The sequence below is a fragment of the Sphingomonas benefaciens genome (genome assembly GCF_052907485.1).
On sequence record NZ_JBREIC010000008.1, the window covers coordinates 72,991 to 87,721 of the forward strand.

13 protein-coding genes are annotated in these 14,731 nt (G+C 66.0%); 10 read left to right on the top strand and 3 right to left on the bottom strand.

Annotation, left to right across the window (positions count from 1 at the left end; all coding sequences use genetic code 11):
- Window positions 1-471: 471 nt before the first annotated feature.
- From ACU5AX_RS19245 to ACU5AX_RS19270, 6 genes are all read left to right on the top strand, one after another.
- Window positions 472-1,611 carry a helix-turn-helix transcriptional regulator gene (locus ACU5AX_RS19245; protein ID WP_446692172.1) on the top strand — a complete coding sequence of 380 codons (1,140 nt, stop codon included), beginning with the start codon at window positions 472-474 and terminating at the stop codon, window positions 1,609-1,611.
- 184 nt (window positions 1,612-1,795) lie between these two features.
- The gene (locus tag ACU5AX_RS19250; protein ID WP_446692173.1) at window positions 1,796-3,373 is read left to right on the top strand and encodes a hypothetical protein; all 1,578 of its coding nucleotides are present in this window, start codon (window positions 1,796-1,798) and stop codon (window positions 3,371-3,373) included.
- Between the two features lie 68 nt (window positions 3,374-3,441).
- On the top strand, window positions 3,442-3,852 hold the full coding sequence (locus ACU5AX_RS19255) for a hypothetical protein (protein ID WP_446692174.1): 411 nt from the start codon (window positions 3,442-3,444) through the stop codon (window positions 3,850-3,852).
- Entirely contained in the window at window positions 3,849-4,559 is a 711-nt protein-coding gene (locus ACU5AX_RS19260; RefSeq protein ID WP_198355511.1) for a C39 family peptidase, read from the top strand. The genes ACU5AX_RS19255 and ACU5AX_RS19260 overlap by 4 nt, the downstream gene beginning before the upstream one ends.
- Window positions 4,560-4,561: 2 nt before the next feature.
- Window positions 4,562-5,326, top strand: coding sequence for a hypothetical protein (locus ACU5AX_RS19265; RefSeq protein WP_446692175.1), 765 nt, complete (start codon window positions 4,562-4,564; stop codon window positions 5,324-5,326).
- 41 nt (window positions 5,327-5,367) lie between these two features.
- Window positions 5,368-6,705, top strand: a complete 1,338-nt coding sequence (locus tag ACU5AX_RS19270) for a transporter (protein WP_446692176.1) — start codon at window positions 5,368-5,370, stop codon at window positions 6,703-6,705.
- A gap of 90 nt (window positions 6,706-6,795) precedes the next feature.
- Here the strand turns inward: ACU5AX_RS19270 and ACU5AX_RS19275 are convergent, their stop codons facing one another.
- Window positions 6,796-7,584 carry a PEPxxWA-CTERM sorting domain-containing protein gene (locus tag ACU5AX_RS19275; protein WP_446692177.1) on the bottom strand — a complete coding sequence of 263 codons (789 nt, stop codon included), beginning with the start codon at window positions 7,582-7,584 and terminating at the stop codon, window positions 6,796-6,798.
- 456 nt (window positions 7,585-8,040) lie between these two features.
- On the opposite strand from ACU5AX_RS19275, the gene ACU5AX_RS19280 reads away from it, so the two are divergent.
- On the top strand, window positions 8,041-9,270 hold the full coding sequence (locus ACU5AX_RS19280) for an NF038122 family metalloprotease (RefSeq protein WP_446692178.1): 1,230 nt from the start codon (window positions 8,041-8,043) through the stop codon (window positions 9,268-9,270).
- A gap of 25 nt (window positions 9,271-9,295) precedes the next feature.
- Here the strand turns inward: ACU5AX_RS19280 and ACU5AX_RS19285 are convergent, their stop codons facing one another.
- Window positions 9,296-10,627, bottom strand: coding sequence for a hypothetical protein (locus ACU5AX_RS19285; protein ID WP_446692179.1), 1,332 nt, complete (start codon window positions 10,625-10,627; stop codon window positions 9,296-9,298).
- Between the two features lie 44 nt (window positions 10,628-10,671).
- Here ACU5AX_RS19285 and ACU5AX_RS19290 point away from each other — a divergent pair, with 44 nt between their 5' ends.
- Window positions 10,672-11,151, top strand: coding sequence for a hypothetical protein (locus tag ACU5AX_RS19290; RefSeq protein ID WP_446692180.1), 480 nt, complete (start codon window positions 10,672-10,674; stop codon window positions 11,149-11,151).
- A 77-nt stretch (window positions 11,152-11,228) separates the two neighbouring features.
- Here the strand turns inward: ACU5AX_RS19290 and ACU5AX_RS19295 are convergent, their stop codons facing one another.
- Window positions 11,229-13,079 (bottom strand): hypothetical protein, encoded by a 1,851-nt coding sequence (locus ACU5AX_RS19295; protein ID WP_446692181.1) that lies wholly within the window; start codon window positions 13,077-13,079, stop codon window positions 11,229-11,231.
- Between the two features lie 126 nt (window positions 13,080-13,205).
- Here ACU5AX_RS19295 and ACU5AX_RS19300 point away from each other — a divergent pair, with 126 nt between their 5' ends.
- Complete coding sequence (locus ACU5AX_RS19300) at window positions 13,206-13,814, top strand: HAD family hydrolase (protein ID WP_446692182.1); 609 nt, start codon at window positions 13,206-13,208, stop codon at window positions 13,812-13,814.
- Window positions 13,811-14,725 carry a phosphotransferase gene (locus ACU5AX_RS19305; protein ID WP_446692183.1) on the top strand — a complete coding sequence of 305 codons (915 nt, stop codon included), beginning with the start codon at window positions 13,811-13,813 and terminating at the stop codon, window positions 14,723-14,725. The genes ACU5AX_RS19300 and ACU5AX_RS19305 overlap by 4 nt, the downstream gene beginning before the upstream one ends.
- Window positions 14,726-14,731 lie beyond the last annotated feature (6 nt).

Genomic DNA, 14,731 nt, shown 5'->3' on the forward strand with positions numbered 1-14,731 from the left:
ATGATCTACTTTGCCGTCCCACCGCGACATGGCGAGCGCGCACACTTTGAAGCTGGCCTGCTGCGGTCAGTGAAGGGGTGGGGCGCTGACTGGTCCAAGACCGGCAGGAGCAACCCACAGGCATCATTTTCTATCCCATTTTGGGACGGCTGGGTTATCCTAAATTCTTCGTCCATATCGCAGCACATCACACTCAGCTCACGCTTTCGAACCACCCGCTATTCGCAATACTACCTGAGGTTGTCAGCTTTTGATGGATTGGTATCGGCGAAAATGGACATAGATTCATTGTTGTAACGAAACGTTGCCGAGACACTTGCTGTCGATCAGGTCAGAAAACGCTTCCTATCTGCCTTACCTAATTTATTGTTCAGCACACGAATCTCGCCGATCGAAGGCGGGACGCGACAATGGCTGCGGGTCAACCGCGGCAAGGCGCTTTGGGGGGAGCGCCTGACAGGAGGGACATCAATGCTGGATCTGGAACTGGATCTCGCTGAACTACTTGCCCTCGCCCCCGCCGAGGATGGCCCCGCCGCTTCCCCCGTTCCGCTGACGCCGCCCGACCGGGTCGTCGAGGGCCTGTGTCGCGCCATCGGTGCGCTCGCCGGCTGCATCGTCGCGCGCGAGGGGGACGGCCGTCACATCCCGATCGGCCGGATCGCCCGCCACCAGGCCGCGCGCGAGGCGCTCGACATCCTGGCCGATGGCGAGCGGCTGCCGGCACGGCGCGGCTATAGCTGGATCCGCGACGACCGCGTGCCCGATTATTGCGGCTTGGCCGTCGACATGCCCGGGGCAGGGGGGCATCTGCTGCTGCTGTTCGCCTGCGACCATCTCGACGAACAGGGCGTCACCCAGCAGGTGCTGACGCTGGCACCCGGCTTCGCCCTGGCCGCCAGCGCCGTCCGTGACATGGCGACCGGTCTCACCGCGATAGAACGCCGTCACGATGCGCTCGCCGCGGTGCTGCGCCAGAGCGAATGCGGGATCATCGTCGTCGACAGCGACGAGAATGTGCTGTTCGCCAATCCCGCCGCGCGCATTGTTCTCGACGAAGGCGATGGCATCGAGCTGCGCCGCAACCAGCTGCGCCCGACCCGCTACCAGGACGCGGTCCGTTTCCAGGCGGCGCTGGATGCGGTGATCGCACCGCCGCGCCATCAGGAGATGCGCGCGGTGCGCGGCGTGATGCTGCTGCTCGAACGATCGGGCAAGGGGCGGCCGCTGATCGCGGTCATCGCACCGCCCGGCCGCGCGGGTTCGGACGATCCCCACGCCTGCAACGACAATCCGGAACGCGACGTGCCGGGTCAGGCCGCTGCCATCATCCGGATCATGCGCCCGGAAAGCAGCGTCGCGCGGGGACTGGAACCGATCTGCCACCTGCACGGCCTGTCGCCGGTCGAAACCCAGCTCGTCGCCTGCCTCAATCGCGGCCTGACGCTGATCGAAGCGGCGTCGCAGATGCGGATCAAGCCGGATACCGCGCGCACCTATCTGAAGCAGGTGTTCGCCAAGACCGACACGCACCGCCAGAGCGATCTGCTGCAGCTGATGCTGCGCTACCAGCGTGCGGTCAGCGGCGATATCGCCTTCGACGCGGCCTGAAACGACGCATCCTCCCCATTTGGGGGTAATGATTTTCCCTAGATGAGAATGCCTTAACTCTCGAATGAAGGGAGAATGAGGCAAAGATGAACAATTAGTTAACGTCCGTTCCGCTGGGACGGGCGGTGATCCTCACCAACAGGGGGGACAGCGCTCCTTTCGCTACTTGGGAAGGACAACGAGCATGAAAACCAGTCTGATCGTCAGCACCTCGGTCGCCGCACTGCTCGCCGCGACCGCCTCTGCCGCTTCGGCGCAGGACAGCTCGACGGCCGCCGGCCAATCCGCGGCGCGCAACGACAGCATCGCCACGGGCAACATCTCCGATTCCGGCAACACGACGCGCACGGATGCGGCCAACAGCTCGACCAACGGCAGCTATAACCCGACCACCAACACCGACCAGTCGGCCAACGGCAGCTACAACGGCGGCAACACCGCCTCGACCAGCACCACCAACACCTCGACCAACACCGATCGCTCGTCGACGGTCGGCGACGTGTCGCTGGCGTCGAACAGCTCGACCAACAACAGCGGCAACACCGCGACCTCGACCAACACCAACACCAACACCGACCGGTCGGCCAATGGCAGCTACAACGGCGGCAACACGGCCACCAACACGACGACGAACACCGATCGCTCGGCCAATGGCAGCTACAACGGCGGCAATATCGCCACCAACACCAACACCGATCGCTCGGTGAACGGCAGCTACAATGGCGGCAACACCGCGACCAACACGACGACCAACACCGATCGCTCGTCGACGGTCGGCGACGTCTCGCTGGCGTCGAACAGCTCGACCAACAACAGCGGCAACACCGCCAATTCGAGCAACACCAGCACCAACACCAGCACGGACCGCTCGGTGAACGGCAGCTACAACGGTGGCAACACGTCGACCGCGGACAGCGGCAATACCGCCACCAACACGACGACCAACACCGACCGTTCGGTGAACGGCAGCTACAATGGCGGCAACACGTCGACCGCCAACAACACCAGCAACACCAGCAACACGTCGTACAGCACCGCGTCGACCAGCAACACCGACCGGTCGAGCACCGTCGGCGACATCACGACGACCGACGCGTCCAACCGTTCGACCAACGGCAGCTACAACGGCGGCAATACGTCGACCGCCGACAGCGGCAACACCAACACCAACGCGTCGACCAACAACAGCGGCAACACGTCGATCGCCGACAGCCAGAACCGCAACAGCTCGACCAACAGCAGCAACAACGGCGGCAACACGACCGACAGCAACAATGTCGCGTCGAACACCACCACCAACAACAACAACCAGACCTATCGCACCAACTCGTCGACCAACAACAGCGGCAACACGACGAGCGTCGCGAACAACAACCAGACCTACCGCACCAATTCGTCGACAAACAACAGCAACAACACGACGAACAACAACAACCAGACCTACAACACCGACAATTCGTCGCTCGCCTATACGACGACCTCGACGGAAACCGCCGGTGACGCGACGGTGTCGCCGAGCAGCACGTTCGGCAACGGCGCGGTGGTCGCGACCTCGGCGCTGTCCAACTACGTCAGCGGCGTGAAGGTCAGCTTCGCCGGCTCGGCGGCTCAATCGAGCACGACCGACAACAGCCTGACGACGGGCGACACCGCATTCCAGAACTATGCTGGCATGCAGGCGCTCAACGTCAACACCGGCGCCGGCGCATCGCAGAACGCCAACGTCAGCGTCGCCGTCACCACGGGTAACATCACCCGTTGATCGGCACGTTCGGGGCGGCCGGGTCAGTCCGGCCGCCCCCTCTTTTCTTGCGTACAGGGAGGATCGTCATGCGCCGCATCATCTGCGCCCTTTCGCTGACCGGCGGGCTGATCGCTGCCGCCCCGGCCACGGCCCAGGGTCAGACGGCCCAGGGTCAAATGGCCCCGACCTCGGTCGCCCAGGCGGCCGCCGCGACCCCGGCCGATCCCGCCGCCTTCACCGACGACCATGTCCTGACCGAGCGCGATCTCGGCGCGATCGCCGGTCGCGAGGATCGCGGCACCCAGATCGCCGCGGCCGACCAGCGCAACACCGTCGCCAACAATTCGGTGACCGGCAATTCGGTGACCGGATCGGTGACCATCGACGGCCAGGCCTTTTCCAACCTCTCCGGTCTGGCGGTGATCAGCGCCAACAGCGGCAACAATGTCGCGATCAATTCGGCGATGAACGTCGTCATCAACCTCGGCCCGCAATGACGCGAGCGGCGGTTCCGATCGTCCTTGCCCTGGCGCTCGGCACCGCCGGCTGCGCCGCCCAGATCGCGCCCAGCGATCCCCGTTTCGCCGGCGCCTCGGGCCCGATCGCCGATTATCAGGTCCCCGTCGCCTCGATGCTGGCGCGCAAGTTCGCCACCGTGGTCCGCCAGCAATATGATTTCAGCTGCGGCTCCGCGGCGCTGGCGACGCTGCTGCGCTATCACTACGGCCTGCCGCGCAGCGAAACCGACGTCTTCACCGGCATGTGGCGCCAGGGCGACCAGGCGAGCATCCGCCGCGTCGGCTTCTCGCTGCTCGACATGAAACGCTATCTTGCCGACAACCGGCTGCAGGCGGACGGCTACAAGGTGACGCTGGATGCGATCGCGGCGCGGCGGCTGCCCGGCATCGCGCTGATCACCTACAAGGGCTATCGCCACTTCGTCGTGGTCAAGGGGATCACCGCCAGCTCGGTGCTGCTCGGCGACCCCAGCCTCGGCCTGCATGCGATCCCGCGCGCCAATTTCCAGGCGATGTGGAACGGCGTCTATTTCGTGCTCAATTCCGCGACCCAGGTCGGCGAGCAGAATTTCAACGGCGTCCGCCAATGGCAGCCGCTGGCGCAGGCGCCGGTCCATGACCCGTTCCTCGATCCGCTCAGCCAGCAGGCCCTGACGCTCAGCGCCCCCTTCTACCGGGACTTCTGACCATGCGCGCGCTCCTCATCACCTGTGCCATAATGGGACTGTTCGCCGTGTCGGGGGAGCAGCCGGTCGACGCGCAGGACTTTGGCGCGCCCTTGCCGGACAGCGAGCTCGCCACGCTCACCGGCAAGTTCATGCTGCCCGGCGGAGGCTCGCTGGCGCTGTCGGTGACCAGCGACACATTGGTCAACGGCACGCCGGTGCTGCGCACCGTGCTGACCATCGACCAGACCTCCAACCTCCAGGTGTTCGGGCGCGACGGCCATACCGTCTCGGCCGCCGCATCCGGCCAATCGGGGGCGGGCGGCGAGGCGGGCACGGGGACAGGCATGGGGACAGCCGCGGGGGCGGGAGCGCTCGCCGCAGGCGTGTCGGTGCTGTTCGACCGCCGGACCGGCGCGCAGATCACCGTGCCGACGGTCAGCACGGTGCGCACCGGGACGGTCGGCGCGGCGGACAGCCAGCCGGGGCTGGTGCCGCTGGCGATCGTCGCCGGCGGCCCGGCAGTGCAGACGCCCGACGGCCTGGTCACGCTCACCAGCCTCGCCAACGGATCGCAGGTGACGCTGGCGGGCGACCAGATCGGCATCGCGCATCTGGTCGGCCAGTCGGTGGCGACCGCCGTCCTCAACGCCGGCAACGACCGGACGATCGACACGGTCACCACCATCGGCGTCACCCTGCACGATGCGACCGCGCTGACGATGGGATCGGCCGCCCTGAAGATGGATGTGCTGGCGGCGGACGTCGCCCGTGGTCTAGTACGATAGCCAAACAGGGAGGGGGCAATGACGATGCCGAGGGACGCACGATGACGGCGGTGTGGCGGGCAGCGCTGATCGCCTCGACCATCCTGTCGCCGGCGGTGGCGCACGGCCAGACGCAGGCGCAGCGTCCGACCACCGCCGCGCTGCAGCGCGACCTCGACGCGGCGCGCGCCGAGATCGCGGCGCAGCGCCGGCAGCTCGAGGCGCAGGAGGCGCGCCTCGCCGCGCTCGAAGCGCGGATCGGCGCGGCCGGCGCGCCCGTCGGCACCGCCTCAGTCCAGCCACCCTTGGCGGTCGCCCAGGCAAGTGCGGCGAGCACGCCGGGCGATCCGGCGACGATCGTCGCCGCGACGCCGTCACCGCGGCCGGCGCCGATCGAGAGCGTCGGCACGCGTCCCGCCGATCACGACCGCCCGCCCGAGGTGGCGGTGCTGGGCAGCGAGGGCAGCGTCGTCACGCGCAAGGGCCAGCTGACCGGCGAATTGCAGCTCGATTATGCGCGCGCCGACCGCAATCGCGCGCTGTTCCGCGGCATCGAGGTCGTCGAATCGGTGCTGGTCGGCGAATTCAACATCAACGAAAGCCGCCAGGACATCATCACCGAATCGCTGGCGGCGCGCTACGGCGTCACCGACCGGCTCGAACTCGGCGTGCGGGTGCCGCTGGTGCAGCGCTGGGACACGTCGGTGCTGGTGCCGGTGCAGGGCAGCACCAACAACGATGCCGCGCGCGAGATCGACAGCTCGGCCCGCGGCAGCGGCATCGGCGACGTCGAATTGTCGGCGCGCTACCAGATCCTGACCGGGCGGCGCGGCCTGCCCTATCTGGTCGGCAACCTCCAGGTCGTCGCGCCGACCGGCAGCGATCCCTTCGCCGTGCCGCGGCTGGCGACGGGCGAAGCGACGCGGGCGGCGACGGGGGCGGGCTTCTGGGGCGTGTCGCCCAGCATCACCGCCATCCTGCCCAGCGATCCCGCCGTGCTGTTCGGCACGATCGGCTACACCCGCAATTTCGGCAAGAGCGTCGACACCCAGATCCCGCCGGTGCGGATCAACTACGTCAAGCCGGGCGATGCCTTGTCGTTCAGCGCCGGCATCGGCATCTCGCTCAACGAGCGCACCTCGATCAACCTCGGCTATGCCCATACCTGGGCGTTCGGCACCCGCACCCGCACCTCGCTTCTCGCCCCCGGCCCGAACGACCCATCGTCCTTCGAGAGCACGTCGCGCGACCTGCAGCTCGCCCGATTGCTGTTCGGCATCACCTATCGCGCGACCGACCGCGCCAGCATCAACTGGTCGGTTGAGGTCGGCGCCACCGACGATGCCGCCGACGTGCGCACCGTGCTGCGCGTGCCGCTGGTGCTGATCCTGCCGAAATAGGGCGGCTCGTTCCGGCGACGCCGGGCCGCAGACATACGAACGCCGTCGTCCCCGCGGGGACGACGGCGTCGTTGCCAAAGCCGGCCAGTGTCAGGCGATGGCGGCGCGCAGGCCGGTCTGCGAGCGGCGCTTAGCCGAGCGCAGCATGAAGCCGACCGCCCCCATGCCGAGGATCATCATCGCCCAGGTGGCGGGCTCGGGCACCGCACCGGTGGCCGCCTCGAAATTGTAGGTGGTGCTGCCGCCCGTCGTGCTCAGCGTCACATTGTCGGCGAAGGCGTGATAGCCGGTGGTCGCGCCGCTGCCGACGCCCACCGAGAAGCCCGACACGGTCGCGCCGGTCAGCTGGCTGGCCCATTGCGCGATCGTTTGGCCGGCGTTGACGCTGCCGCCGGTGATGTAGAACAGGTCGTTGGCCGACGAGCTGTACCAGGTGTCGCGGGCGGTGTTGCCGTAGGTGCCGTTGTACGCACCTTCCCAGATCAGCTCCTTGCGGGTCGCGCCGTCCTGGATCAGCAGCCGCAGTGCCGGCGTATAGTCGACATTATACGGGTTGGTGGAATCACCGGCGATGCGCCAGTCGAAGGTCAGGCCCGTGACATCGGCGAGCGCGCCGAGGTTGGTGGTGAACGGCGCATATTGGATGCCGACCTGGGTGCGGGTGCGATCCCCGGTCATCTCGAGCGAGCCGTTGCCCGACCGTGCGACGGTGGTGGTGACCGCGGCGGTGCCGCCCCCGGTGTTCTCGCCCGGCAAGGTCCCGAAGGTCGTCGCCGACGGCAGACCCGATACCGAATTGACGATGACGGTGCCCGCATAGGCGGGCGAAGCGGTGGCGAGCACAGCGGCTGCGCCGAGCATGATGGTACGAATGGACATGGTTCCTCTCCTGATTAACTTTGCATTAATAACGACAATCAGTGAGTCAACACCACTTACATATCCACTTCCGACACATCCTAGTTCAAAACGATCTAATGTCGTTGCGACACGCAACGGAATCCTTTCGGCCTCTGATTTAGGAGTGCAGTTGGTGCAGTCGAAGCGCATCAACACCTCGAAGCTGACAGCCGATCATCGCCATCGGGATGAGTAAGAAGTCGTTTTGGCGCACCTGCCTTCCGCCTCGACCGGGAGACATCACCTCTCCATGCCCTCCGAGCCATCGAAGCATTTGTACCAAAACTGGACAGGTGCGGTGATGGCGTGGCGCCTTGCCCTTATAGTTTCGAACTATCGTTAACACGGGATTGACCGATGCGCCCTGGCCGGACACCATGGCTTACCAATCGATCGCGACACGAGTGGCGACGATCCGGCAATCGGGGGAAATCCATGAAGAAGATGCGCCATTTCGCAAGCGCGGTTGTCCTATCCGCGACGGCGGTCAGCATGCCGGCCCAGGCCGTGACGTTCGTGTTGAACGACACGGGTGGCGCCGGAGAGGGGACCCAGGCACGGATCGGGTTCAACATCGCGACCCTCTATTGGAGCTCGGTGCTGCGCGACAGCGCGGTCATCAACCTCGATATCGGTTTTCGCGCTTTGGCGCCGAACGTGCTGGGTTCGACGGGCAGCAACTATACTCTGTTGTCGATGAACCAGGGCTATGCCGCCTTGGCCGCGGATGCGACCAGTGCGCTTGACCAATCGGCGGTGGCCAATCTGGCGCCGCTGGGCGCCAGCGCATTGGGCGATGGGTTCGGTGCGGTCTCGGTGACCACCAACGCGCTCAACGCGCGGGGCACGGGCTATGTTGATACCGCAACCCGCACCGACAATGACGGCTCGGTCAACAATTCCGCGCTGGCGGTGACCTCGGCCAGCGCCAAGGCACTGGGCATCACCACCGACGTCAATGGCGACGCTGTCAACTACGCCGCCACTGACGGCTCGATCACGTTCAGCAATGAATATAACTTCGACTTCGATCCGACCAACGGCATCGCCGCCAACGCGATCGACTTCATCGGCGTCGCGATCCACGAGATCGGCCATGCGCTCGGCTTCGTCAGCGGCGTCGACAGCTACGATGCGTTCACCGCGCCCGGTTCCGCCACCACCACGCCCGGTGCATTGGAAAACTATGTTGTCGCCAGCCAGCTCGACCTGTTCCGCTATGGCAAACCGGGCACGCTCGACTGGTCGACCCAGGGCACGCCCTATTTCTCGATCGACGGCGGACAGACCCAACTGTTCGGTGACTCGCGCTTCTCCACCGGCGTCGCCAATGGCGATGGCCGCCAGGCCTCGCATTGGAAGGACAGCGCATTCGGCGTGCCACAGCTCGGCATTCTCGACCCGACGTCAGGTTTCGGTCAAATGCAGGAGGTAACCGCGCTCGACCTCGCCGCCTATGACGCGATCGGCTACGACGTCGGCTTCAACGTCCTTGCCAACAGCAACTACCGCTTCACCACGGCTGACGCCTATCGCTCGTTCATCGCGGCCGCGGCCGTGCCGGAACCGGCGGTGTGGCTGCAGATGATCTTGGGCTTCGGCGTGATCGGCGGGGCTATGCGCTATCGGCGTCGCCGTACTGCCGTGCGCTTCGCGGCGGCCTGAGGGCGACGGCGCGACCCGTGGCGGGCTATCGCGCCCGCTGCGGGTCGCGCCGCTCCGTGGTCAGCGGCTGGCGGCCTGATGCAATCGCGCCAGCCGCCAGCAATGCGGGAACGAAGACAAAGGCGTTGAGCAGCGCGTCCAGCGCCGCCAGTATGGCGACCAAGGCCAGCCCCTGTTCGACGATCCCGTATCGGTCACGCCGTGCCAGCAGGCGGATGCTGCCGTAGCCGAGAATCCATGCGGCGAGGCCGAAGGCGATCACGCCGAATTGCCCGATGATGAGCAATGCCAGATTCCACGGCCGGGTCTGGCTGGGGCGCCACCAGTCCCAGCGCGACGTGCCGACGACCGGGTGCTGTCGGATCAGGCCGGCGACCTTCTGATCCTGCGAGACGCGCCAGGCAATCGATCCCCGGCCGGTCGCCCGCACCACCGCGAGCAGTTTCTGGCCGGGGGCGGTATGGCGGACCAGCCGCTCGATCGGCAGCGCGCCCGAGACGTACAGGGGTGCGACGATCACGCACAGCGCCGCGACGGCGATCGCCACACGCCGAAGATCGCGCGTACGGACCGGTGCCAGCAGCACGAATGCGCCGGCCAGCATCAGCAGGATCGCCCCGGCGGATTGCGACAGGATTGCCAGGCCGGTGACGATGACGGCATGGACGGCCTGCACGCGGCTGCCGCCCTGTCGCCACAGCGCAATCGCGCAGAGCGCCGCGAGCGCGACGAAGATGCCATATTGATTACCGTCCTCGAACATCAGCAACGGTCGGAATCCGATATAGCGATCGACCCCGTCGGCGATATACGGATGGGGGCCGTAGACGAGCGGATACAGGAACGGTCCGGCGATGCCCTCGGCCAGCGCGAAGGGCGCGATCGCCAGGGCGCCGATCGTCAAGGCCTTGGCCAGCGCGATCCGCCCCGCCGCGTCGTCCAGATAGATCCGCGCCAGCAGCCAGGGTGCAGCCCAGACCGCCATGAGATAGGCGCAGGCGACGATCGGTGCGGGCGATGGCGCGGCCGCAGCGATGCCGGCCGGCAACGGCCATAGGCAGAAGATCAGGACCGGCAGGTCGATCGGTTCCGGCCGCCAGGCCAGCCAGGCACGCGGCGCCCGGATCGTCGCAAGGACAAGGGGGACAATGGCCACTACCCAGGTCTTGTTGAGCAGCATCGCCGGGGCAGGCAGCATCGTGCCGATCAGTTCGATGGTGAAGCCCGACCGATAGGCCGCATAGCTGCCGACCGGCAGCACCAGCCAGCCGCCGACATAGGTCGTGACGATCGCAGTGCGGATGGGCAGCCGGGCGAACAACAGCACGGCGACCATCGCATAGCCAAGATAGGTCATCAATATTGCAGACAGACAGCCTCTCCTGTCACTAGACGGACCTCATGGCTCATCTCGCCCACAGCACCAATACGCTCGGTATCGCAGCATTGCTGATCGCCGCGATGGTTGCAGGGTCGCTGGGCCGAAAGGACTGGCTGGCGATCGCGGCCATCCTCGTCGCCATGGCGCTGGTCATCGCGACCGGCGCCCATTGGATGCTGCACGATACCGTCCGCACCATGCTGATGAACAATGGTGCCTACGTCGGTCACGCCGGCCTGCAGGTCGCGATCATGGTGGCGGTTCTGCTGGCGGTCGGTGTCGCGGGCGTCCGCATCGCCTTGTCGCGACACGGCGCGCGGCGCTGGGCATGGCTGACGGTGATGGCCCTGATCGCACTGTTCTGCGTCCAGGCGATATCGATCCACGGTATCGACGGCCTGCTGGGCAGGGGCATCGGACCGGTCATGGTCGTCGGATGGGCATGGCTCGCCGGCGCGGCCGTGATCATCCTTGCCGCCCTTCATGCCCGCCTGCGCTAGCCCCGGATGCGACGAGCGCCGATTGCCGGCCATATGTCCGGCCGGCGTCACTCCTGACGACATCGCCCCGGCCAATGTCATCGGGCGGATTGGATGGCGTCGATGAGCTGCTTGTCCATGACGTCCATCCGACCGGCACTGTCGGTACGCAGCGCCAGGGCGATGGCTTCGGCGGCCAGCGGCTCGGCCTCCATGAACGGACCAAATTTGATCGGGACCTTGCGGACGTCCAAATCCGCGAACCAGCAGAATTGCGCGATGCTGGTATGCCCCCACAGCCGCTGCTCCATGCGATAGGGTGCCAGCGCCGCGATCGGCGGAGACAGGCTGAACGTCCCGGCATAGACGCGCATCGCCTCGGGCAGCCCGATCGCCACCTGATCCCCCATCAGCAGCGCACCATAATGGGCGCCCAGCGCGGTTTCCGCATAAAGCGCCGGACGAGCCCGCAAGGCCGCCAGCAACTCGGCCCATTGGAATGCGACGAGCTGGATCGGCTTGTCGGGGCGAAAGCGTACGACCAGATCGAAATCGCCATCCGCAGACTGCATCATCTCCGAGCAGCGCTGAATTTTATAATACATCTTGTCGCTATTCGTGAAGGCAGCGAAGGCGGCATCGGTTTCGTCATCGAGCCGAACATGCGGCGTCCGGTACACCGCCTGCAGCGTGCGCTCGTCGACCGTGCCCCCCTGGTCTAGGGCGGCGAACAGCGTGGGATAGCGCAGGCGCAGTTCCTCGAGACCGATTTCCGTGCCGACGCGCTTGTAGGCCGCACAGAATTCCGCCCCCTCGAAGGGCAAGGTGGAACGGAACGGTTCGGGCGTCCCATGGCCGATCTTTCGCCAGCTATCGACGAACACCGTCGCATCCACATCTGCAAGGAGCGGGCGCCATGTCGGCCAGGCCCGGCGAAACCCACGCAATTGCCCCGAAATGCAGATCGCGACCCGCAAACGGCGACGGGAGCGGAGCGCAGGAATCCGGGTCCGGGCCATGTTGAGCAGACCCGCCACAGCCTGTCGCGGCCGCTGCTCGAGATGCGCAACACTGCGGATGTCGCCGCCTTGGCTCTCGCCCGCCAATCGACACCGCAACGCCGCCAGATTGTCCGCGCACGGCGTCAGCGCCTCGTTCGACGGCGGTCGGATATCGAAACGCAACTCCAGCGACCGGATGACGGCAGCATCGTCCGCCGATAGCGGGCGCCCGCGCGTCTGGCGTACGGCCCGTGCCGCCCAGTCCTCGGGAAGGGCATCGAACGATTGCGGCACCAGCCAGAACAGCAACAGCAGATGCGGCAGCGGCACGCCGCCCTCGACCAGGGCCAGGCCGCGGTCTGCGACATAGGCTGCTAGGTCGGTGACGTTCCGCCGAAAGCTATGGCGGTCGAAGATGACGCTGTACGGAATCTGGAGATCGCCGACCTTGAACATCGCGAACGCTTGGCGATGAAGGTCGCTGAGCCGATCCTGGTCGATTCCGGGCAGCGCCTCCCGTAGCAGCAGGGCGAGCAGAATGGCCTTGGGGTGAGGGCGGGCTTCGGCCAGTAGGGTTTCTAGAACGGAGCCGAGCGCCTTGCCTTGGCGGTTCAGATGGCCGGCGACGCCGCCCGTGTGCTGCGCGGCGATCCGGTGATGCAGGATGGGTGGATCGACGCCACAGTCCTCCTGTACGATGAGGTGGCGAAGCAGCGCGTCGCGCTTGGCAGGCGCCCAATTCTCCAGCGCGCGCCCCTGGTCGACCAGCGTCACCCAGGCGCTCGCCGCCAGCGCCAACAGTCGCAAATCCGGGCCATGCACCGCCAGGCCATCGGCGAGCACGGCCAGCGTTGCCTCAACATCCCCGCCGGCAAGCGACGTCTCCGCACTAGCCAGCACGCCTGTAACCCGCTCTGCTGACTCGTTCACGTCGCTCGCCCTGTCCAAAACATTCCCCGTCCCAGCGGCCCCCCGGCTCGTCGACGAGCTTCGGGGGCCGCCAATACGGGACAAATCCCGTTATGGCATCATCATCTTAGGCGCATTTTAAAATGCAGCGGTTATAATTGCGCCATGCCCAGTGCGAGCCGCTTGATCGACGCTTTCGATGCCATTTTATTCGATCTGGACGGTACGCTGGTCGACACCATGCCGCTCCATTACGAAGCCTATCGACAGGTGCTGCAGGACCATGGTCTGCATCTGGTCTGGGCGGATTACATCGCGCTCGTCGGCCCCCCCGCCAGTGAGGTGATCGGCAGTTTCGTCACGGCGGCCGGCGGTGATCCCGCAACCTTCGACCTGCGCCGCCTGCACGGCGACAAGAAGGCCGCATTCACCCACATTCTGGCGACACGGCAGCCGCAACGCCTGCCGGCCGCGGACATTCTCGACACGGCCGTCGGGCAGGTGCGGTGCGCCCTGGTCAGTTCGGGCAATCGCCACGGCGTCAGCGCCATCCTGCAGACCTTGGGATGGTCCGAACGTTTCGAGGTGATCGTGACCGGTGACGACGTCACACATGGCAAGCCCGACCCGGAGCCCTACCGCCTTGCCGCGACGATGATGGACATTGCGCCGGCCCGCTGTGCCGTGCTGGAGGACACGCCCGCCGGCCTGATCTCGGCCCGCGCCTCGGGCATGACCGCGTTCGATGTCGCCGATCTGTCGTTCGCCGCATGAGCCAGGTCCACGGCGACGCGCTCAACATCCATCCCGGCTTCTCGTCGTTCCGGCAGGTGATTCCCCTGGCGGGTTTCTCCGGGGCGGCGATCGCGCTGCTGCGCAATCCGGGGGGTGCCCAGTTCGTCCGCAAGGCGGCGATGACCAGTGACAACAACGACCCCATGCGGGTGCAATCCGCTCGCCAGCGCTGGTTGCGCGAACAGCTCGTTGGTGCGGCCAAGGTCCCCGAGATCCTGGCCGAGGGCGAGATCGACGGCCTGTATTACTTCGACATGGAATTCGTCCCGTCGCGGGACGCCAATGCGTTTCTGGCCACCGTCTCCTTCGGCGATGTCGAGCGCTTTGCCGGGTCGATCGAACAGCTCATCCGGCGCCTTTCCGAATGCGCCCTGCCGGACAAGACTGCGCCGACGGTGCAGCCGCTGCTGCTGAAGCTGGCCGAAATCGACGTGCGGACATCGGGTGGCTTCGCCGACCTGCTCGAGCCGCTGCGCGAGATGATACAGGCCGCGGACCTTTCGTCGGTCGCGCCGCACGCGACGGTATGCCACGGCGACCTGACCTTCGAGAACATCCTGGTCGGCGCCGAGCACAAACTGTGGCTGATCGACCCGATCCAGTCGCCAGTTGATCATTATTGGTTCGATTGGGCCAAATTGTTCCAGGAATGCGAAGGCCGCTGGTATCTGCACCGGCGCAAACCCATTTCGAGCGGCGTCGTCCATTGGCTGAGAAACCGTTGGCACCGCTCGGCCTGCGAGCTAGTGCCGGGCTATGCCAACTGGCACTATCTGCTGCTGGCGCTTACCTTTGCCCGCATCCTTCCCTACGCGCGAAGCGAGCACGACGTGCAGTTCGTCACGGCACGGGTGCAGCAATTTTCGCGCTCTGCCCAATCATTCTTCTGAGGTCCA